The sequence below is a fragment of the Pseudomarimonas salicorniae genome, from assembly GCF_023156535.1.
Classification (GTDB): Bacteria; Pseudomonadota; Gammaproteobacteria; order Xanthomonadales; family Xanthomonadaceae; genus Pseudomarimonas; species Pseudomarimonas salicorniae.
Window position 1 is genome coordinate 271,034 of the sequence record NZ_JALNMH010000001.1, and the last position, 20,770, is coordinate 291,803.

General features: G+C 67.9%; 16 protein-coding genes and 1 pseudogene. 11 read left to right on the forward strand and 6 right to left on the reverse strand.

Translation table 11 applies throughout. The features are described 5' to 3' along the window. Positions 1-14 precede the first annotated feature (14 nt). Both M0G41_RS01175 and M0G41_RS01180 read right to left on the reverse strand, forming a co-directional pair. Complete coding sequence (locus M0G41_RS01175) at positions 15-374, reverse strand: hypothetical protein (RefSeq protein WP_248204324.1); 360 nt, start codon at positions 372-374, stop codon at positions 15-17. A gap of 275 nt (positions 375-649) precedes the next feature. Beyond that, positions 650-823 carry a YqaE/Pmp3 family membrane protein gene (locus tag M0G41_RS01180; protein WP_248204326.1) on the reverse strand — a complete coding sequence of 58 codons (174 nt, stop codon included), beginning with the start codon at positions 821-823 and terminating at the stop codon, positions 650-652. Between the two features lie 809 nt (positions 824-1,632). Between M0G41_RS01180 and M0G41_RS01185 the strand changes: the two genes are divergently transcribed. Together M0G41_RS01185 and M0G41_RS01190 are read left to right on the forward strand one after the other, a co-directional pair. Next, positions 1,633-2,430, forward strand: coding sequence for an ABC transporter substrate-binding protein (locus M0G41_RS01185; RefSeq protein WP_248204328.1), 798 nt, complete (start codon positions 1,633-1,635; stop codon positions 2,428-2,430). Positions 2,431-2,433: 3 nt separating this feature from the next. Beyond that, positions 2,434-4,881 carry a putative bifunctional diguanylate cyclase/phosphodiesterase gene (locus M0G41_RS01190; RefSeq protein WP_248204330.1) on the forward strand — a complete coding sequence of 816 codons (2,448 nt, stop codon included), beginning with the start codon at positions 2,434-2,436 and terminating at the stop codon, positions 4,879-4,881. Between the two features lie 151 nt (positions 4,882-5,032). Here the strand turns inward: M0G41_RS01190 and M0G41_RS01195 are convergent, their stop codons facing one another. Beyond that, positions 5,033-5,986, reverse strand: coding sequence for a tetratricopeptide repeat protein (locus M0G41_RS01195; RefSeq protein WP_248204332.1), 954 nt, complete (start codon positions 5,984-5,986; stop codon positions 5,033-5,035). Positions 5,987-6,137: 151 nt separating this feature from the next. Here M0G41_RS01195 and M0G41_RS01200 point away from each other — a divergent pair, with 151 nt between their 5' ends. Next, on the forward strand, positions 6,138-7,562 hold the full coding sequence (locus tag M0G41_RS01200) for a serine hydrolase domain-containing protein (RefSeq protein WP_248204334.1): 1,425 nt from the start codon (positions 6,138-6,140) through the stop codon (positions 7,560-7,562). Positions 7,563-7,687: 125 nt separating this feature from the next. Here the strand turns inward: M0G41_RS01200 and M0G41_RS01205 are convergent, their stop codons facing one another. Beyond that, on the reverse strand, positions 7,688-8,425 hold the full coding sequence (locus tag M0G41_RS01205) for a hypothetical protein (RefSeq protein WP_248204336.1): 738 nt from the start codon (positions 8,423-8,425) through the stop codon (positions 7,688-7,690). An 839-nt stretch (positions 8,426-9,264) separates the two neighbouring features. On the opposite strand from M0G41_RS01205, the gene M0G41_RS01210 reads away from it, so the two are divergent. Together M0G41_RS01210 and M0G41_RS01215 are read left to right on the forward strand one after the other, a co-directional pair. Beyond that, a complete protein-coding gene (locus M0G41_RS01210) occupies positions 9,265-9,762 on the forward strand; it encodes a flagellar basal body-associated FliL family protein (protein WP_248204338.1) in 498 nt (165 codons plus the stop codon). A gap of 14 nt (positions 9,763-9,776) precedes the next feature. Next, positions 9,777-9,998, forward strand: coding sequence for a hypothetical protein (locus tag M0G41_RS01215; RefSeq protein ID WP_248204340.1), 222 nt, complete (start codon positions 9,777-9,779; stop codon positions 9,996-9,998). A gap of 646 nt (positions 9,999-10,644) precedes the next feature. Here the strand turns inward: M0G41_RS01215 and M0G41_RS01220 are convergent. Then, a pseudogene (locus M0G41_RS01220) lies at positions 10,645-12,297 on the reverse strand (ABC-F family ATP-binding cassette domain-containing protein); the annotation flags it as partial. A gap of 258 nt (positions 12,298-12,555) precedes the next feature. On the opposite strand from M0G41_RS01220, the gene M0G41_RS01225 reads away from it, so the two are divergent. The 6 genes from M0G41_RS01225 (at position 12,556) to putP (ending at position 19,603) form a co-directional block, all read left to right on the forward strand. Further along, complete coding sequence (locus M0G41_RS01225; RefSeq protein ID WP_248204342.1) at positions 12,556-14,136, forward strand: ABC transporter substrate-binding protein; 1,581 nt, start codon at positions 12,556-12,558, stop codon at positions 14,134-14,136. Then, a complete protein-coding gene (locus M0G41_RS01230; RefSeq protein WP_248204343.1) occupies positions 14,133-15,086 on the forward strand; it encodes an ABC transporter permease in 954 nt (317 codons plus the stop codon). Before M0G41_RS01225 ends, M0G41_RS01230 begins: the two co-directional genes overlap by 4 nt. After that, positions 15,083-15,952, forward strand: a complete 870-nt coding sequence (locus tag M0G41_RS01235) for an ABC transporter permease (protein ID WP_248204344.1) — start codon at positions 15,083-15,085, stop codon at positions 15,950-15,952. Before M0G41_RS01230 ends, M0G41_RS01235 begins: the two co-directional genes overlap by 4 nt. Then, positions 15,949-16,938, forward strand: a complete 990-nt coding sequence (locus M0G41_RS01240; RefSeq protein ID WP_248204345.1) for an ABC transporter ATP-binding protein — start codon at positions 15,949-15,951, stop codon at positions 16,936-16,938. Before M0G41_RS01235 ends, M0G41_RS01240 begins: the two co-directional genes overlap by 4 nt. Beyond that, positions 16,935-17,921 (forward strand): ABC transporter ATP-binding protein, encoded by a 987-nt coding sequence (locus M0G41_RS01245; protein ID WP_248204346.1) that lies wholly within the window; start codon positions 16,935-16,937, stop codon positions 17,919-17,921. The genes M0G41_RS01240 and M0G41_RS01245 overlap by 4 nt, the downstream gene beginning before the upstream one ends. A 191-nt stretch (positions 17,922-18,112) precedes the next feature. Beyond that, complete coding sequence (putP, locus tag M0G41_RS01250) at positions 18,113-19,603, forward strand: sodium/proline symporter PutP (RefSeq protein ID WP_248204347.1); 1,491 nt, start codon at positions 18,113-18,115, stop codon at positions 19,601-19,603. Between the two features lie 146 nt (positions 19,604-19,749). Here the strand turns inward: putP and M0G41_RS01255 are convergent, their stop codons facing one another. Beyond that, positions 19,750-20,694, reverse strand: coding sequence for a peptidylprolyl isomerase (locus M0G41_RS01255; protein WP_248204348.1), 945 nt, complete (start codon positions 20,692-20,694; stop codon positions 19,750-19,752). Positions 20,695-20,770: the final 76 nt, after the last annotated feature.

Genomic DNA, 20,770 nt, shown 5'->3' on the forward strand with positions numbered 1-20,770 from the left:
CCCAAACCGAAGGTTCAGTCGCACTCGTAGTCGGAGATGCCGTCGAGGATGTTGACGGCGTCGTCCAGGGCGTCGACGAAGGCATCGCGATCCATCTCCTCCCAGGCATCGTCCAGCCGCGACGCGGCCTGGCGCAGGCCGCTGTTGCCCTCGGCGCGGGCGATCAGGTCCAGGGCGTCAACCACCTCGCGCAGCGCCTGGTCCTCGCTGCTGTCCTCGCCGACCTCGGCGCCCTCGTCCATCGCATCGGCGATCTGGTTCAAGGCATCGGCCACCTCCTCGACCTGGCCGCAGTCCAGAACGGCCTCGGCCTGCAGGCAGGGCGGCAGGGTCAGGGCAACGGCAAGGAAGACGCCTCTAAGCGACATGGTCATGGGCAATGCTCGTCGGGCCGCTCAGCTGCGGCGACCCAATCTGTCAGCTTGCCCCGTCGGTCGCAAGCCGCAGGCCGCCATCAGCCAAGGGCGGACGACCCGGCATCGCTCACCCACATGGGCGTCCCAATGCAATCGAGCGATCCCCGGCAGGTGCAGGCGCCGGGCTTACTGACGCCACGCCACAGATCGACGCCAGCAGGCAGCCCCTGCTATCGATGAAACGCCGCGTGGTGCCCGGGGTCGCCAGGCTGGCCGCGGTCTACGCCGATCGCTCAGTGCTTCAGGATCACGTACAGCGCGTGGATGATGCCCGGGATGAATCCGAGCAGGGTCAGCAGGATGCTCAGCCAGAAATGCCCCTTGAAACCGACCTCGAGGAACACGCCCAAAGGGGGCAGGAGGATCGCGAAGAGAATCTTGAAGATGTCGGACGCGGTGGCCGGCATGGGTCTTCTCCATGAGTACGGATGCGGGTTTGATCTTTCGCTGCGAGTGGCTGGATCGTAGCACCGGCTTTGCGCGAAGGATGGCTTGCCCATGAACGGGGCAATGCGTCGGTCGCAGGGCATTCAGCGACGCCGCCCCATGCGGCGGCTCCGCTCCACGCCACACACCTCGCCCCCTTCCGCGTAACTGCTCGCGCCAGCGGCCTTGCAAGGACTGCTCGACGCTGTGTGCCTCACGCGGGCAAGCGCAAGGCCGCACGAGGAACGCTCGCAGCGTGAAACCCGCCAGCGGATCTCGCCCCCGTCGGGCCGGAGCCTCAGGAGATCAGCGCTCCGCTTGAGCGCTGCCGCACGGCGGACAGGAAGCCCGACCGAGGGGGCGCCGTATAGCCATTGGCAGCCTGAGTGTCAGGTCGCAATCATCTTAGGATTTTCCCTGATCCATGCACATCCCATGACGCCGATGGCATGATCCGGTGGTGATCGCTCGGGTTCTGTCAGTCAGTGGCCCGGCCATGCGCGGCCCTGCCGCCCGCCTGAGGACTCGGTTCTCGAGGGCCAGATACCTTCCTGGCCCGCCACGGTCCTTCATGCCCGACCAAGGGGGCGCTACCGGAATGCACAAGCCAAGGGTTCAGCAATCGCGTCGCCGCCTCCTGAGCTCTCGGGTGACTTGCGTCGCGGCGCTGATCTTGCTTCTTGCCGCCTGCCACAGTCCGCCGCCTCCCTTGCGGATCGCCCTGCTGGAATGGCCGCCCTATGAGCTGGCTTTCTGGGCCGAGCACCAGGGCTGGCTGGATCCCGGACAGGTGGTCCTGCTCGAGTACGAGACACCGGCGGAGGTCGCAAGAGCCTTCACCACGGGAGCGGTCGATGTCATTGCGGTGACCAGTGACTTCGCGATCACGCTTCTGAGGGACCAGCCGGAGACCCGCCTGTTCCTGGTGATCGACACATCCGAAGGCGCCGACGCCGTTCTGGCCCGCGAACCGGTCGTCGACCCGGAATCGCTGCGGGGAAAACGCATCGGAGTCGAGTCGGGCCCGCTCGGGGCATTCATGCTCTCCCGGTTCCTGACCCACTTCGGCCTCTCTCCGAGTGATCTCGAAGTCCAGTACGTCGACCTGCCATCGCAGGTTGAGGCCTGGGCAGCGGGCGAGCTCGACCTGCTGATCACCTTTGAACCGAACAGGACCCGCGCGATGAGCCTGGGGGCCGTGGAGATATTCAGCTCCCGGGACATCCCGGATGAGATCACCGATGTGTTTCTCGCCACGTCCGGCACCTTGGCAAAGCGCCGGTCCGCTCTCGAACACTTCGCCGCAGGTTGGTTCCGGGCGGTCGGGGACCTGACCCGCGACACCGACGCCGTGCACGACTTCATTGCGGAGCGCCAACAGCTGGACGCGGCAACGACCCGGGACATGCTGTCCAGCGTCCGGATCCCCGACCTCGCCGAAAACCGCAGGATGCTCGGCGACGACCACTCAGCCTTTGTCACCGGACTGCGCCTGCATGAGGAGACCCTGCGTGCCAGCGGCCTCGCCCGGGGCGCTCCGGTCGATCTCGGTGTCCTGATCGACCCTTCGATCATCAAGGGCCTGTAGGCGGTGTGGCGCTCCCTGCGCCTGTTGCTTCCGGTCGTGGTCCTGGCCCTGCTGCTGTTCGACAGCGGGCTGTCGACCTGGCTCCACTACCGCCAATCCCTGGCGGCGCTGGAACGCAGCACGGCCTCCGAGCTGCGCTCCATTGGAGGGCTGGTATCGGCCGGCGTCGAGTCTGCGGTGCGTCAGAACTCGCGCGGTCAGCTGAAGTCCATCATCGAGCAGGCCCAGGCCTCGTCCATGGTGCGCTGGTGCCTGGTGCTGGACAGTCGCCAGAACATCGTTGCGGCCAACGTGAGCCGTTTCGAGGGCCTGGGCATCTCCCAGCTTCCGGCCCCCGAGGTCGGTCGCTTTCTGGGCCGCACAAGCCGCCGGGTAATGGTGGAAGCGGTTCCGGAGGCTCGGCACTGGATGATCTACCAGGCGCCCATCGCACCCCGGCCGCTGGAGTCGGCCTCCAGCGGAGGCGCCGATCGGCTGGTGCTGGTAGCGGACCAGTCGCGGGCCATGTCTGCGCTTCGCGCCTCGGCCCTCGCCCAGCTCTGGCAGGTCTTCCTGCGCGCCGCGCTGATCGCGCTCCTTTTCTGGCTCGTGCTCCACTTCCTCTTCATGCGCTCGATCCGCCGGTTGGTGCGGCTGTCCCGCACGCTGGCGGCCGACGCGGGCGCCGAAGTCCCGGCCGGGGCGCCGAGCACGGTGCGCGAGTTCCGGACGATCGAGGAGTCCATCCAGTCCCTCGCCCAGCATCTGGGCGAGGCACGTGACCATCTGCAGCGTGTCTACGACTTCGCCCCGGCGGTATTCCTGACGGTGGGGCCTGACGGCAAGGTCATCGACGTCAACGATTTCGGGCTGGCCGCCCTGCAGCGCAGGGAGGACGAGACACTGGGCATCGATGCAGCGGACCTGTATGTGGAAGAGGACCGGGGCGAGTTCCGCTCGATGCTGGCCCGACTCTTCGCGGGGGACGTGGCCATCGATCATTGGGAGCTGCGGCGTCAGGGCGCAGCGGGAACGACCTGCTGGGTCCGCGAGGCCGGTCGCCGGATCGAACTGGATGATGTCGTCTGTGTGCTGATCGTCTCCCAGGATATCTCGGCCCAGCACGAGCTCTCGGAAGAGCTGGAGCACCGTGCCACCCATGACCAGCTCACCAATCTGATCAACCGCTACGAGTTCTCCAGGCTGGTGGACGAGGCCATCCGACGGGCAAGGCTCGGCGAGGCCGACTCCTGCATCTGTTTTCTCGATCTCGACCAGTTCAAGGTGGTGAACGACGTTTGCGGACATATGGCCGGGGACGAGCTTCTCAAACAGATCGCCGACTGCTTCCGCGAGCGGCTGCGTCGGGGCGACCATCTGGCACGGATCGGCGGTGACGAGTTCGGGCTGCTGCTGGAGGGCTGTTCGGTGGAACGCGCCGTACAGATCATCGACGGCTTGAGGTCCGAGCTCAGTGCCCGCCGGTTCACCTGGGACGACCGCTTCTTCGAGGTGGGACTGAGCGCCGGCGTCGCCGGCATCGAGTCCGGCACGGTCGACGTGCAGCAGTGCCTCAGTCGCGCCGACAGCGCCTGTTTCACGGCCAAGGAACAGGGCCGGAACCGGACGGTCATCTACCGCGAGGGGGATGCCGCGTCCACAGCCATGCTCGGCGAGATGCAGTGGGTGGACCGGGTGAACGCTGCAGCAGATCGCGATGACATGTTCGTCCTCCACCTGCAGCGCATCGCCCGGGTCGATGTACCGGACGAAGCCGCACTGAAGGGCGAAGTGCTCGTGCGAATGATCGGGGAGGGCGGACAGCTCGTCCCCCCGGGGCAGTTCATTCCGGCTGCCGAGCGCTACAACATCGCCTACAAGATCGACCATTGGGTGCTCAGGAGGGTCATCGCCACCCTGCGCCGCTTCCACGGCGTGCTGCCGACGAACACGCTGATCAGCATCAACCTCTCCGCACAAACCATCTCGACCCCACAGCACATGGATGAGCTGCTGGAGATCCTCGGTTCCCACCTCGACCTGTGCCACCAGCTGTGCTTCGAAATCACCGAGACCGCTGCCATGCTGAACTTCTCGGTCGCACTGAACTTCATGAAGGAGATCAGGTCGCTCGGCTGCCAGCTGGCGCTCGATGACTTCGGCAGCGGCTTCTCCTCGTTCGGCTACCTGCGGCGCATGCCCGTCGACTACCTGAAGATCGACGGCATGTTCATGCGCGAGCTGACCACGAGCCGGCTAGACCAGGCGCTGGTCTCGTCGATCGGCAACATCGCCGCAACGCTGGGCATCGGCACCGTCGCCGAGTTCGTCGACTCGCAGGCCGGGCTCGACTGCCTTCGCACCCTGGGCATCGACTACGCGCAGGGCTACTTCGTCGCCCTGCCCGAGCCATTCGAGATGGCGCTGCAGCGTTTCGCCCAGGAGCAGGGCCAGCTGTCGCAGCCTTCCTGAGAGCGCCCCGAACCTCGATATGCGGGGTCCGGAATCCGCGCGAATGGCTTGCAGGCCATGACCCACCGTGCAGGCAAGGGCCGGCAATCGATGCCGCCGGTGTTTCCTCCCTCCGCACGGGCCGCGGCAGCGCCTCGGGCAGCGGTCCGCGTCAGCGGAGCCGCGCCAGGGCCTCGCGCGCTTCCTGATAGTCCGGATCGATCGCCAGTGCCCGCTGCAGGGCGTCCACCGCCGCAGACCGGTCTCCACGCGTCTGATGGATCTCCGCCAGTCTCAGCCAGGCATGCTCGGCCCTGGGCGTGTCAAACCTCTTCGGCAGGGCGAGGAACCGGCTGAGCGCTTCGATGCCGCGCGCCGGGTCGCCGCCGGACAGCGCGCTGATGCGGCCGATCTGGTACCAGGCCGCCGCGTCATCAGGGCGCTTCAGGAGCCACGCCTCGAACAGGGCCCAGGCCTGCGACCAGCGAGCCTGCTTCTGCAGCACCAGACCGTACTCCAGGCACAGCCCACCGATGCCCCCTGAGCGTTCACAAGCCTCCTTCCACGCGGCCAGGGACTCGGCTGGCTGCTCGCGGGCGTCCAGCACCCGGGCGTCTGCTGCCCGTCCCCTGACGGGATCAAGGCGGCGGATCTCTTCGGCCTGCTCGGCCGCAGCATCGATGCTGCCGCCGGCGATCCAGGGGGCCTGGAGGTAGTACATCAGCAGCGACTCCCTCGCCCCCACGAGCCGCGGGTCGAGATCCAGGGCGCGCTCGAGGGCGGACCGGATGCGCGCGGCGGTCCGCATCTGCTGGAAGCGACCCATATGGTTGATCTCGGCCGCGTAGGCGTCGGCCAGCACAAGGTGCACGCTGGCATGCCGGGGAAACTGCTCCACCAGCTTTTCCGCGCGCTCCAAGGCAGCCGCGGTGTTGCCAGCGGCCATCATCCATCGGACCTGCAGTACGGCGGCGTCGACCTGCTCCGGCTGGCGACGCAGAATCGCCTCCACCATGCTTCCGGCGCGCGGATCTCCGGCCTCGAAAGCCTGGCGGGCTTCGGAAAGCGTCGGGCCGGGAACCGCTGCGGCAAGCGAAGCCACCAGGAACACACCTGCGACAATCACATCAATCTCCATCGCGTTGAGGGGAGACGGACGATGGCATTGCCTGCATCGCGGCGCAGTGGCCTGAAGTCAGCAGATCGACCTGCCGAAGGTCATTTGACTTCCTGCACTACAAGGCTGGGCGGGCCTTGGGCAGGATGGAGTTCCTTCCTTGTCTTCCCTCGACCCCATGCTACGCAAGCTCCTGCTCCTGCTCCTGCTCGCCCCCTTGCCTGCCCTGCCCGTCTTCGCCAGTGAGCGCCTTGCCGCACTGGACGAGAAGGTTCTTGGCTGGATGGAGGAGGCGGGCCTGCCCGCCCTCCACTACGGCATCATCGAGAACGGGCGGGTGGTGCACATCGGCCGCCTCGGCGAGGCCGCTGCTCCGGGGGCGTCGGCCACCGCCGACCCCGCGTTCGCCATCGGGTCCCTGACCAAGGCGTTCACCGCGCATGCCGTGCTGCTACTGGAGGAGCGCGGGGTCCTGGCTCTGGACCAGCCCGTCGTCGACTGGCTGCCGGAGTTCGCATCGAGTTCCCGCGCTGACGAGCCGTTGCGGATCATCGATCTGCTGCACCATCGCAGCCCGTTCAACGCCGCAGACGGATTCTCCGGCCACCCTTCACTCGACGCACGCGTCGAGGAACTGGCCCGCATCCGGTCCTCGCGGCAGGCCAGCGGCGGCTTCGCGTACAGCAATGCCAACTACGAGCTCCTCGGCGCGATCATCGAGCGCGCCGCCAAGCGCCCCTTCGATCAGTTCATCCAGCAGGAGGTACTGGACCCTCTGGGGATCAAGGCCCGGTTCGCACCCGATTCGGAACAGCTCGGGGCACCCGGGCACCAGGACGTGTTCGGCTGGGACTGGCCGATCGATCGCTACCGCCTGTCTCCCAGCGAATGGCCGAGCGGTGGGCTGGTCATTTCGCTGCCCGACTACCTGCGCAGCCTGCAGGTGCACATGGATCCCGAGGCTTTCGCCAGCGCGAACGGCCTGTCCCCGGAGGGTTTTCGTCGATGGCACGCGGCAGGCAGTGCCGAGGATGACCTGGGCTACGCGTTCGGCTGGTTCCAGATCACCCTGGCGGGCCGGCCGATGCTGTTTCACGACGGCCTGACCTCCGGCTTCCAGAGCGCCGCGTTTCTCGCCCCGGACAAGGGCTTTGCGGTGGTGGCCTTCGCCAACCGCAACGCGCTGCCTGTTGGCGGCGCGCCGGCTGCCAGCCAGATCGCACGCAACATCGGCCGCGAGTGGCTTGGCGAGCCGCATCTGTGGGACGGATTCGCCGGCCTTGCCACGCAACGCTGGATCAAGCTCGGTCTGCTGGGCCTGTTCCTTCTGGGTGCAGCACGCCTGCTGCGCCCGGCCGCGCGACAAGCCCAGAGTCGGCGCAGATGGGTGGTCTCCATGCTCGTCGGATGCACTCTGGCCTCGATCCTGCTGTTCGGGCTCCCGGCCTTCCTCGGCCTGCCCCTCCGGGCCTTGTTCGGCTTCGCTCCCGATCTCGCCGCGCTGCTGCTGGGTGGAGCGGCCATGGCGGTCGCCGGTCCGCTCCTGCGTCGACCTGCAGCCCTCGCCGGCCGGCATGAGCCCTGAAGCAGGCGGAGGGTCCGGCCGCACCCGTCAGCAGGCGTCGGGCGAGATGCCGGGGGAGAGGCCTGCCGTGGCCGCGGATTGACCCCGCGTCCGGACGCGGGGCGCGCGCAGGACGCAGCCCTCGATCAGCAAGCGGGCCTGGCGGACCGTCCGGGGCAGGCAACGGATGACTCCCGGTCTCCCCTGACGCACCACTCGATCAGGTGCTCCTGCCCGGGCCGCAGCGACCAGGGCGCGTAGGCATGCGGGCCGGGCCCGCCAAGGCCCAGCGAGTCGTGATCGAACAGCTCGATCTCGCGCAGACCCGGCCAGAAGTGCGCCACCAGGGTCTCGACATCCCCGGCCTGCGGCAGGGCCATCGGCGTCCTGGTCGCCGCCCGCTCCACGCAGCTGAAGACATCGTGGTAGCTCGCCCAGGGCAGGCCGTCGAGGTCGGCGGCCAGTGTCTCGGTCCAGCGCCGCTGGCCCGGGCATGGCACCTGGCCGAGGACATTGGCGAACAGCACGGCCGCGTCCGGATGATGCACTCGCAGCGTTCGCAGCCCACCCGCGACGAGTGCATCGAGCCGGCCCATCTCCGCGCGCGGCCGGCGCCAGCGCCACAGGCAGCGCGCCACGGGATCCGGCTCAAGCAATGTGATCCGCCGGAACCGGCTCAGCCACGCCGTCGGAAGCGTATAACCGGCACTTCCACCGACGACAACCAGATGGTCGCGCCGAGGTCGCCACGCGTCCAGCCATCCCGCCACCTGGCGAACGAAGCCGGCCCACGCCGCGCGCCGCCGCCAGGCAGTGGCATGCCACTGCAGGCCGCCGCTGGTGCTCAGCAGCCGGTCGCGGAGAACAGGGATCGGGTCGCTCATGGCTCCGCGAGGAAGGGCCTTGCCGGCCCCGGGCAATCGGACGCCGCCATCGTACACATCCCCTCCAGACCCGATCACACCCGGAACCGACCCGGGTCGCTTCGACCTAGGCATCCGCAAAAGGTGCATACCGGGCGCGAAGCAGACCTTCATAGGGTGCGGCTTGCCGCACCGGGCGTACCGTCCGAACGCCCTTATCGGTGCGCCCAAGGCACACCCTATGGGGCTTCGCCGACGCCCAACGAAGCACGACTCTAGGAGCGCACATGGGCGCGACCGCGGCGTGGCGTGTTCTCCACAGACCGCGCGGTCGCGGCCATGTCCGCTCCTACGAAGAGCCCGCCCGATCGGGGTCGGTGGCGAACGTCCGATTCGCGCCCTAGCCGTGCACTTGCGTCACCCTTCCAACGAAGCTGCTGGCAGGACCAGGCATGCCCGCGACCTCAGCTTCGCGGGTCTGCCACGAACCGCGGCCAGAGAGGAAAGCCGCGGTCACGCCCATCAGCACTCCGATACAAGGACCGCCCTCTAACGGGCCAGGACGGACGAGCAATGTGCGCCCGAAGCACGCTGCCGGCGGGACGGCCCCCTGAACGAAGCCCAGTCCCCTACTTGGGCCGGCATGTGGACGATGAGCGCGCAGCGTCGTTGCGCGTTGTCGACAGCAGGTTGCAGCCGCGTCCCGCTTTCGGGCCAGCCGGGGCTGCCGAGGCCTGGACTGCGGGCTGCCAGCGCCTTCGCTGCACGGTCGGCGCGGCGCCCTGGACGCCCGACCGCCGGCAGTTGTCAGCCGGCGGGACCGCTCCTAGGATCGATCACCCTTTCTTCACAGAACCTTTATGAGCAAGCTCCTGCTGCTGGTGGTCGTGATCGCCGCCGCCTTCTCCTGGAACGCCTTCGTCAACAAGCAGCATGCAGCCGCGGGCAACGCCGCGCCGGAGCCTGTACCCAATCCGGTGTTTGCCGGGGTCCGTGTCGAGAAGACGGTCGAGGATCGCTCACTTGAGTTCGTCCTGCTGGCCGAAACCCTGGACGACCAGGACTGCGAGATGGTCCGCAAGTCCATGCCCAAAGATCTGAAGAAGGCCTGCGCCGACTGCACGCTCACGCTCTCGGAGTGCAAGCCCGCGCTGGAGCCGCGCATGGCCAAGCTGTTCAAGAACCAGCCCACCCACCTGACCTACCTGAGTATTGGCCGAGGCGTCGAAAAGGAGCGCGAGATGCGCATGCTGGCCTGGGGGCTCTCTCTCGAGGAAAGCCACCACATCTGTGATGTGGTGCCGAAGTTCCAGCAGATCGTCAAAGGCCCGGTCCGCTGCGTGCGGGCCTTGAACTGAGCGACGACGCCGGGGTGGAGTACCGCCACTACGACGCCGTGCCGGCCTGGCGCCAGCAGTGGTTCTTCTGGATCTGCCTGTTCATCCTGCCCCCGCTCGCCCTGCTGGTCCTGCTGACCGGCGACGTCTACTACCGGGCCGGCGCCGAGGTGCGGCGCTTTGGTGCGCTCAACAGGCTCATCGGCATTCTGGTACTGGGCACGGTCATTGCGCAGCTGCTGATGCCGCGATACTGACCATCACCTTCCGAACTGCGGAAGCTCTCGATCGGCGAGGCCGGCATTGACCCCCCGCTTGATGGGTCCGGTTGCGCCGCCCAATGCCGCCGAGTGCCACCGCAGGCCGCTGCTGGTGCAGAGCAGCCGGTCGCAACGAGAACAGAGGGCGCAGAGAAGACGTTCATAGGGTGCGGCTGGCCGCACCGGGCGTACCGTCCGAGCGCCCGTATCGGTGCGTCAAGCCGCACCCTATGGGGCTTCGCCGACCCCCAACTGTGCCCGACTGTGGGAGTGCCCTTGGGCGCCACCGCAGCGCTCCAGATTCACCACAGACTGCGGCCAGAGCGGGTCTCCGCGGTCGCGCCCGAGGGCACTCCCACAATTTGACTGCGGTAAGGGCTGCTTCGCGGCACAAACCGGACCTGGCAGCACCGTTGCTGTAGGAGCCAGCTTGCTGGCGATCGTCCCATCCGGGGCGCCTATCGCCAGCAAGCTGGCTCCTACATTCGGGTTCTGCGGAAGGTCTGCTTCGCGCCCGCTCATCGCATTCGCTGAACAGAATTCCAGCCCCGCGGTATAGCGGGCCCATTGGGCGTGTCGGGCGACCAGGCTCGCCTCAGCGGGCGGTGGTCGCTCAGCCCCATGCGGATGTGGGTCGCGATCAGGCCGCCTTGGCCAGCTTCTCGCCCTGCTTGCTGTTCCGCGCCTTCAGCCAGGCGGCGTACTCGTCGAGGTCGCCCCTGAACTCCTCCACCTCGCCATCGGCCACGCGCCAGAAGGTCTCGCAGACAAGGCCGGTGAGGTGCCGGTCGTGGGAAACCAGAACGATGGCGCCGGGGAAGTCGCTCAGCGCCTCGGCCAGGGCCTCGCGCATCTCGAGGTCGAGATGGTTGGTCGGCTCGTCGAGCAACATCACATTGGGCCGGCGCCAGGCGATCAGGGCCAGCGCCAGGCGGGCGCGCTCGCCGCCGGAGAAACCGGCGACCGATTCGAAGGCGCGGTTGCCGGAGAAATTCCAGCGGCCGAGAAACTCGCGGAACTCCTTGTTCGACACGCCCGGCGAGAGGTCCCGAAGATGGTCGATCGGGCTCTGCGCCTCGTGCAGGGACTCCACCGTGTGCTGGGCGAAGTAGCCCAGCTGCAGGTCACCGTGGGCCAGCCGCTCGCCGGCGAGCGGGGCCAGCTCGCCGACCAGGGTCTTGACCAGGGTCGACTTGCCGGCGCCGTTCGGGCCGAGCAGTCCGATCCGGTCGCCGGCCTCCAGACCGAACTTGACCCCGCGCAGGATCACCGTGGCCTGCGTGCTCGGCGCAAGGCCCGCCTCGACGCCGCCGGCGACGCTGCCCGCAGGGTAGCCGGCCTCGACACCGTCCAGCCTCAGCAGCGAGTTCGGCATCCGCGCCGGATCGGCGAAGCTGATGCGGAACTCGCGCTCGGCGCGCACCGCCTCGGTGCCACTGAGCTTGGCCAGACGCTTCATCCGCGACTGCGCCTGCTTGGCCTTGCTGGCCTTGGCCTTGAAGCGGTCGATGAAGGCCTGCAGGTGGGCGCGCTCGGCCTGCTCCTTCTCGTGGGCGATCTGCTGCAGGCGCAGGTGCTCGGCGCGCTGGCGCTCGAAGCTGGTGTAGTCACCGGTGTAGAGCTTGGCCCGGCCCTCGTGCAGGTGCAGGGTGTGCGTGCTGAGGCCGTCGAGGAACTCGCGGTCGTGCGAGATCATCATCAGCATGCCGGGGTATTTGAGCAGCCACTGCTCCAGCCAGAGCACGGCGTCGAGATCGAGATGGTTGGTCGGCTCGTCGAGGAGCAGCAGGTCGCTCGGCATCATCAGCGCGCGGGCCAGATTCAGCCGCGCCCGCCAGCCGCCGGAGAAGGCCGCCACCGGCCGCGTCTGCGCCTCGGCATCGAAGCCCAGCCCATGCAGCAGCCGCCCGGCGCGGGCCTCGCCATCATAACCATTCATTGCCGCGAGCTTCTGGTGTGCCTCGGCCACGGCATCCCAGTCCTCGGCCTCGGTGGCCTCGGCCTCGGCGCGGATCACCGCATGCAGTTCGACATCGCCGCCGAGGACGAACTCCAGCGCCGGCTCCGGCAGCGGCGGGGTCTCCTGCGCCACGCTGGCCACGCGCAGCTTGTTCGGCAGGTCGATGTCGCCACGGTCGGCTTCGTGCTCGCCGAGGATCACCGCGAACAGCGAGGACTTGCCGCAGCCGTTGCGACCGATCACGCCGACACGCGCACCGGCGTGCAGGGACAGGTCGACATCGGACAGCAGCAGGCGTTCGCCGCGCCGCAGGGCGAAGTTTCGAAAAGCGATCATGGCGCAGGGCCGAGACAAGCAGGGGCGCGGAGTGTACCTGAGCGCGGCCGGGCGACCCTGTACCCAGGCCCAAGGGCGATGGATCCGACCCCTGCGTGCTGATTCGGTATCCTCGAAGACACAGGCTCCGCGTCATCCGCAGGCAGGGGATCTTCGATCGGCCAGCGGCGGGCGGGAGCGCAGGATCCTCTGCCGGACAGGAGCGCAGGATGACCTGGCCAGACCATTGCCCCGATCCAGCGGGCGCCGGCGTCGCCGATGGGTGAACTCCCGACCAGGCGCCGGGACTTCCTGCGCCAGGCCGGGCTCGGCGCGCTGGGCGCCTGTCTGCCGGCCGGGATCGCGGGGGCGCGCGTCCGCGGCGACACCCTGCATATCCGCGCCATCGTCGGCTTCAAGACGCTCGATCCGCCAATGATGGTGTCGGGCCAGGAGGGCCTGGTTGCCAAGGCGATCTACAGCAACCTGCTGCGCTTCAAGCCCGGGCGCAGCTGGGACTGGGAGCTCGATGCCGCCGAGCACTTCGAGCAGGTCGACGAGACCCACTTTGCCTTTCGCCTGCGTCCGGGCCTCATGTTCAGCCATGGCTTCGGCGAGATCACCGCGGACGACGTGAAGTTCTCGCTGGAGCGCGCCATCGCTCCCGCGCTCGCCGCGCCCAACGCAAACGATATGGGCACCTTCAGTCATGTCGAGGTGGAAGGCCGCTACAGCGGCACCCTGGTGCTGAAGTCGCCCTATGCAGCCTTCATTCCGATCGGCCTGTGCGCGGTGACCGGAACGATCCTGTCGAGGAAGGCCATGGAGTCGGTCGGCGGTCGATTCATCATGCAGCCGCCCTGCTCGTCCGGGCCCTACCGCTTCGCGCGCTGGAGGGCGCAGCGCAGGCTGGTACTGGAGCGCAATCCCGACTGGACCGGTGAGCCCGCCGAGTTCAGCGAGATCCACCTGTATCCGCTCACCGACATCAAGGCGGCCGAGTTCGCCTACGAGGCCGGCGAGCTCGACTGCACCCAGGTCGCAATCGAAACGGTGGAGGTATTCCGCCGCTCGATGCCGCAGAACAGTCGCCTCGATGTCTTCGATTCGCTGCGCTACTACTGGATCGGCCTCAACCAGGAGCATCCGACGCTGCAGGATCGTCGGGTCCGCCGCGCCATCCAGTACGCCATCGATGTCGAGGCGGTGATCAAGGCGGCCTGGTTCGGCCTTGCCGAGCCGGCTACCGGCATCATCGCCCCGGGACTCATCGGACATCGCGCCGCGGCTGATATCCCGCCTCGGGGCGATCGTGAAATGGCCAGACGCCTGCTGGCCGAGGCGGGCGTGGAGCTGCCCCTGAAGCTGACCCTGTCCTGCCGCGCCAACCCGCTCGAGCTGACCGCGGCACAGGTGGTGCAGTGGTCACTGGCCAAGGTCGGCATCGAGATCGAGCTCGATCCGCAGGACAACGCCACCCTGATCACCATGGGCATGGAGTCGGCCGGCGAGCGTTGGCGCGACCTGCAGATGCACCTGCAGTCCTTCTCCATGCTCGGCGATCCGTACTACGCCACCGCCTGGTTCGTCAGCAAGCAGGTCGGGATCTGGAACTGGGAGCGCTTCCGCAGCGCCGAGTTCGATCGCCTGCACCGCCAGGCGCTGGCGGTCAGCGATCCAGCGGTCCGGGATCCGCTCTACCAGCGCATGCAGCACCTGATGGAAGACTCGGGCTGCTACCGGTTCCTCGCCCATGGCGTCGAGGCCATGCTCTCGCGCCGGACGATCCAGCCCGCCTACCGCGCCGACGGCTATCCCCTGTACCGATCGTTCCGCCGACTGGACCCGCCGCAGGGATGATCGCCTTCATTACCCGGCGCCTCGCCCTGTCAGCCCTGATCGTGGTGCTGGCGGTGTCGCTGCTGTTCGGCATGATCCACCTGATTCCCGGCGACCCGGCCAGCGTGATACTCGGGCCACGTGCGACGCCCGAACTGCGCGCTGAACTGAACCAGCGCATGGGCCTCGACCAGCCCCTGCCGATCCAGCTCGGAAGATTCCTCGGCAATGTCGCCATGGGCGATTTCGGCGAGGATCCCTTCAGTCGGCGGCCCGTGTCCGACATCGTGCTCGAGCAGCTGCCCTATACCCTGGTGCTGGTGTTCACCGCGATCGGCGCGGCGACCCTGCTCGGCGTGCCGCTTGGCTGCCTCGCGGCGGTTCGTGCGGGCTCCTGGCTGGACCGGGTGACCGCGGTGCTTTCGGTCGCGGTCATCGCCGTGCCCTCCTTCGTGATCGCGCTGTACGCGCTGCTGCTGTTCGCGGTGCGCTGGCGCTGGTTCCCGGCGATCGGCGCCGGCGAGGCCGGTGACTACGTGGATCAGGCCAGGCACCTGGTCCTGCCGGCGCTGGCGCTGGGGATCGGCTGGATCGGCTATATCGCCCGCCTGGTCCGCGCCTCGATGCTGGAGGTTCTGGAGGAGCCGCACATCCGCACCGCGCGTGCCTTCGGGCTGCCGGAGCGGGTGATCATCGGCCGCTACGCCCTGCGCATCGCGATCCTGCCCACGGTGACCCTGCTCGGCCTTGGCATCGGCACGATGCTGTCCGGCGCGCTGTTCGCCGAGATCGTCTTCTCGCGACCCGGCATCGGCAAGCTGCTCCACGAGTCGGTGATGACCCGCAACTATCCGGTGGTGATGGGTACGGTGCTGGTCACCACCCTGTTCTTCGCGCTCTGCACTTTTGTCGCCGACGTGATCAACGCCCTGCTCGACCCGCGCCTGCGCGAATCGGAGTCGCGGCCGTGAGCGCTCCGGCGCGCACTCCTTCGAGCAGCCGCGTCGGCACGGTCTGGCGTGGCCTGCGCCGCGAGCCACTGGGCATGGCCGGACTGGTGATCCTGACCGTGCTCGGCGTGCTGACCCTCGGCGCGCCGTGGATCGCGCCGCATGACCCCAACGACATCGATGTCCATGCGCGCCTGCTGCCGCCTTCGTGGGATCACTGGCTGGGCACCGACCAGCTGGGCCGCGACATCTACTCGCGCGTGCTGCACGGCGGCCGCGTGGCGATGAAGGTCGCCTTCGCCGCGATCTCCGCCGCCCTGCTGATCGGCCTGCTGCTGGGCATGCTGGCGGGCTATGGCCCGCGCTGGCTCGACCGCTGCCTGGTGGTGTGCTTCGACACGCTGCGTGCCTTCCCGACGATCATGTTCGCGCTGGCCATCGTGGCCCTGGTCGGGCCTTCGCTCAACACCGTGATCGGCGTGATCATCCTGGCCTCCATCCCCGGCTATGCGCGGGTGGTGCGCACCCAGACGCTGGCGCTGCGCGACCGCGATTTCATCCTCGCCGAGCGCGCCATGGGCGCCTCGACCGCGCGCATCCTCGGCAGGCACATCCTGCCCAACATCGCCGCCCCGCTGCTGATCCTGGCTTCGATGGATGTGCCTGTGGTGGTCGGCATCGAGGCCGGTCTGAGCTTCCTTGGGCTCGGCGTGCGCCCGCCCACGGCCAGCTGGGGCAGCATCCTCAACGATGGCTATGCCTACCTGCGCAACTCGCCGTGGCCGATCATTGCCGGCGGGCTGCCGCTGGTGCTGGTGACGCTCGGGTTCACCTTTCTCGGGGAATCGCTGCGCGACATCCTCGATCCCAAGCGGCGGCGCCGGTGAGCGCGGCCCCTCAGAGCGCCGCAACGCTGGAGGTCGATGGCCTGTCGATCGGCTACGCCACCGAGCGCGGCACCGTGCAGGCACTGCGCCAGGTCAGCCTGCGCGTGCCGCAGGGCCGCATCGTCGGCATCGTCGGCGAAAGCGGCTGCGGCAAGTCGACGCTGATCTCGGCGATCATGCGCCTGCTCGCGCCGAACGCCCGGCGCGTTGCCGGCACCATCCGGCTGCAGGGCGAAGACCTCTATGCGCTGCCCGAATCACGGATGCGCGCGCTGCGCGGCAGCGAGATGGCGGTGGTCTTCCAGGACCCGATGACCAGCCTCAATCCGGTCGTTCGTATCGGTCGACAGATGCATGACGTGCAGCACCGCCTGAGCGACGGCCGCGCTGCCAAGCGCGCCCGCAGCCTGCGCATGCTGGAGCAGGTGGGCATCCCCGACCCGGCCCGGCGGCTGCGCGAGTATCCGCACCAGCTTTCCGGCGGCATGAAGCAGCGCGTGGCGATCGCCATGGCCCTGATGATGCGGCCCTCATTGCTGATCGCCGACGAGCCGACCACCGCCCTCGACGCCACCCTGGAAGTGCAGATCATCGAGCAGCTCAAGGCTCTGCAGGCCGACCTCGGCTGCTCGATGCTGTTCATTTCCCACCATCTGGGCGTGATCGCCGAACTCTGCGACGAGGTGGTGGTGATGTATGCCGGTGAGGTGGTCGAAAGCGGCACGGTGCGGCAGATCTTCCACCAGCCACGCCACCCCTACACGCGCATGCTGCTGTCCTGCGATCCCGGCGCGATCAAGAACCCGACGCGTCGGCTACCGATCATTGCGGGACAGCTTCCGGACCTCGCCGCGCTGCCCATCGGCTGCATCTTCCGCGACCGCTGTGACCGCGCGATCGAAGCCTGCGCTGCGAGCGCGCCGAGCCTCGAAACGCTGTCCGATGGACGGCGCGTCGCCTGCCTGCGCGCGGGATCCGAACCATGACCCCCCTGCTCAGCGTTCGCGATGCGCAGGTGCGCTACCGGCACACCGACGGCCTCGCCGCCCGCCTGCGCCTGCGCGGCCGCGCATGGGTCGAGGTGGTCCGCGGGGTGTCGCTGGAGGTCCATCCGCGTCAGACCCTGGCGATCGTCGGCGAAAGTGGCTCCGGCAAGACCAGCCTGGCAATGGCCCTGATGGGCCTGGTGCCGATGCATCAGGGTGAGGTGGCCTTCGATGGCCAACCGATCGCCCGCGGCAGCGACGGTTGCCTGCGTCCCGACCGCCGCCGCATCGCCATGATGTTCCAGGACCCGGCCGGCTCGCTCAGCCCGCGGATGACCGTTGGCGAGGCGCTGTGCGAACCCTTCCAGATCCACGGCCGCGGCCGCGGCCGCGAGGGGCCGGACGAGGCGCTCCGCCTTCTCGACATGGTCGGCCTCGGCGCGGACTTCGCCGCCCGCTATCCGCACCAGCTCAGCGGCGGCCAGGCCCGCCGCGTCGGGGTCGCCCGCGCCCTCGCCCTCGAGCCCTCGCTGCTGATCGCCGACGAGCCCACCGCCGGCCTCGACGTGTCGATCCAGGGTGACGTGCTCAACCTGCTGACCGGCCTGCAGGAACGCATGGGCCTCGGCATCCTGATCATCACCCACAACCTCAACATCGTCCGCCATGTCGCCGACCGCATGGCGATCATGTATCTCGGCAAGTTCGTCGAGCAGGGCGATGCCGCCGACGTCTTCAAGCAGCCACAGCACCCGTACACGCAGGCCCTGCTTTCGGCGAACCCGATCCCCGATCCCGACGCCGACATCGAACGCCTGCCCCTGCAGGGTGAGGTGCCCAACCTGCTGCGCATTCCCGACGGCTGCGAGTTCCACCCGCGCTGTCCTTTTGCGCAGGCCGACTGCCGCAGCCAGCCGCCGACGACCACCACGCTGGACGATGGCCATCGCTATCGCTGCCATCATCCGGTGGAGAGGGCGTAATCGGGCGGCCCATCGCGCGGCCAAGGGCTTGGATGCGCCCCGCAGTTTCGCACGACGGTGGACTCCGGCCCCTGTTCTGCCCCTGCGCGCCCTGCCCTTGCGACGGCAGCCTCAGGTTTGCTTCGGCCTTGTTCCGCGTGCTTGACTGGGGCGTTGCGGGCGCCTGCCCGTGACAATCGAGTCGAGGTGTTATGGCAATCGGTGTCTGGATCAGTTTGGGTCTGTATTTCGCGTTGATGCTGGCGATCGGCGTCTACGCCTTTCGCAACTCGACCTCATCTTCGGAGGAGTACATCCTCGGTGGCCGCAAGCTGCCACCGGCGGTGGCGGCCCTGTCCGCGGGGGCGTCCGACATGAGCGGCTGGCTGCTGCTGGGCCTGCCCGGCGCGCTGTACCTGAGCGGACTGACCTCGGCATGGATCGGCGTCGGGCTGACGCTGGGCGCGCTGGTGAACTGGATCCTGGTGGCGCCGCGGCTGCGCGAGCAGACCGAGCGCTACGACAACAGCCTGACCATCCCGCAGTTCCTCGCCAACCGGTTCCCGAGTCGGGCGATGGCGCTGCGCGTCGTCTCGGCGGTGATCGTGGTGGTGTTCTTCTCGGTCTACACCGCCTCCGGCCTGGTCGCCGGTGGCAAGCTGGCCGAGAGCGCCTTCAGCGCGGTGCTCAACTTCGATTCGATGAGCGACTACGCGGTCGGCGTCACGGTGACGCTGTCGGTGGTGCTGGTGTACACCGTCATCGGGGGCTTTCTTGCCGTCAGCCTGACCGACTTCTGCCAGGGCGTGATCATGATGCTGGCCCTGATCATCATGCCGGCCGTGGTGCTCTTCGGACCCGGTGGCGGCGGCTTCTCGCAGGCATCACAGACCCTGGCGACGGTGGATCCGAACTACCTGTCATGGTTCTCCGGCCTGACCGTGGTCGGTTTCGTCTCTGCCCTTGCCTGGGGGCTGGGCTATTTCGGCCAGCCGCACATCATCGTGCGCTTCATGGCGATCCGCACCCTGAAGGAAGTCGCCACCGCGCGGACCATCGGCATGTCATGGATGATCGTTTCGCTGGTCGGCGCGATCAGCGTCGGCATCTTCGGACGTGCCTACGCGGTCCGCAACGGACTGGAGGTCGCCGACGCCGAGACCATCTTCATCGTGCTCGCCGACCTGCTGTTCCATCCGCTGGTGACCGGGTTCCTGTTCGCCGCGCTGCTGGCAGCCGTGATGAGCACGGTATCCAGCCAGCTGCTGGTTGCCTCGTCCTCATTGACCGAGGACCTCTATCGCCTGTTCCTGCGCCGCGACGCCAGCGAGAAGGAATCGGTGCTGGTCGGCCGCATCAGCGTCCTGCTGGTCGGGCTGGTGGCAGCGATCATCGCCTGGGACCCGGGCTCGAAGGTGCTTGGCCTGGTCAGCAACGCCTGGGCCGGCTTCGGCGCGGCCTTCGGCCCGCTCATCATCCTGGCCCTGACCTGGCAACGGATGACCGGCACCGGCGCCGTGGCCGGGCTGATCGTCGGCGCATCGACCGTCATCGGCTGGATCGCGCTGGGCTGGAACGACAGCTTCATGGGCGGCCCGGGCGTGTACGAGATCATTCCCGGCTTCGCCGCCGCGTGGATCGCCATCTACACCCTGAGCCTGGCCACCGAGAATCGCGGCGAGTTTCGACCCATGGCGCGCTGACGCGCGCCGTGCTGTCGGCGGCAGGGGACTCCAGATCGGGGTGCTGCTCAGAAACGCGGGGACGTCGCCCGGTCAGCAGATTCGCCCCTAAGCCCTGAGCCTGCGCTGCACCAGGTCAGAGGCAGTGGGTGTCCACGATTGGCGGATTACTCTGTGGCCTCGCAGCCGCGACCCGGAGGCGTGGTGATCCGGGTCAATTGCTGGGTGGAGTCGCCGAAGCGGGATGTGTAGGTGAACGTACCGAGGTCACAGGAAGAGAACCTGATGTGCAGACTTCCCCACTCGGTATCGAACAGCACTGCCCCCGGCGCGAACGCCGAGCCGAAGTCGGCGCCGCTGGCGGTCTGCATCGCCACGGTGACTTCGTGATCGCCGACCGCGAAGGGCTGCGCACCGTTGACCCAGACCTGGGCCCCATCCCGATAGTCGTAGCCGTAGGCGATCAGGATACGGCGCGTCGCATCTTCCGGATCGCTGGCGATCTCAAGCACGATGCCGCGACCGCTGTTGGCGGGATCGAACCAGGAACCGCTGTGCGCGTCGAGGATCGGAAACGCGCCGTCGGCCACCTGGACGGCCCTGGTGATCAGAACCGGACGAAACGGCGCGTCGTCCCCGGTGGTTCTGCGCTCGTCGATATCCTCGACGGCGCCCATGCCGTAAACCACGCGCCCGAACACCGTAAAGGAACCATCCAGCGACGTGTTGTCAGCGGTGTTGATGAAGAACTCGCTGCGCGCACTGTTGACGTTGGATCCTGACAGCGCCATGGCGATGGTGCCGTAGCGGTTCGACAGACCATTCCGCGGTTCGCCGGCGATCGCCGAGTAGGTCGGCAGACGAAGCTGTCCGTTCTGATCGAATCGACCGGCCTGAATCACGAAGTCCCGGATCGAGCGATGGAAGATAAGCCCATCGTAGAAACCGTCGTTGACATAACGAAGCAGGTTCGCGGTATTGCGCGGCGCCCTGACATCGTCCAGCTCCAGCAGGATCGGACCCGCCTCGGTATCGAACAACACCCGCGGAGCCGCCGCGGCGGAAGAGACGGTCAGACAGGCGGCGAACGCCACCGTAAGGCTACGCATCATTCTGGGAACATCCGGACCACGAGAGGATCGAGGGTACCTTGGCGTGGTGGTTCTGTCAGTGCGCTGCAAATGGAGG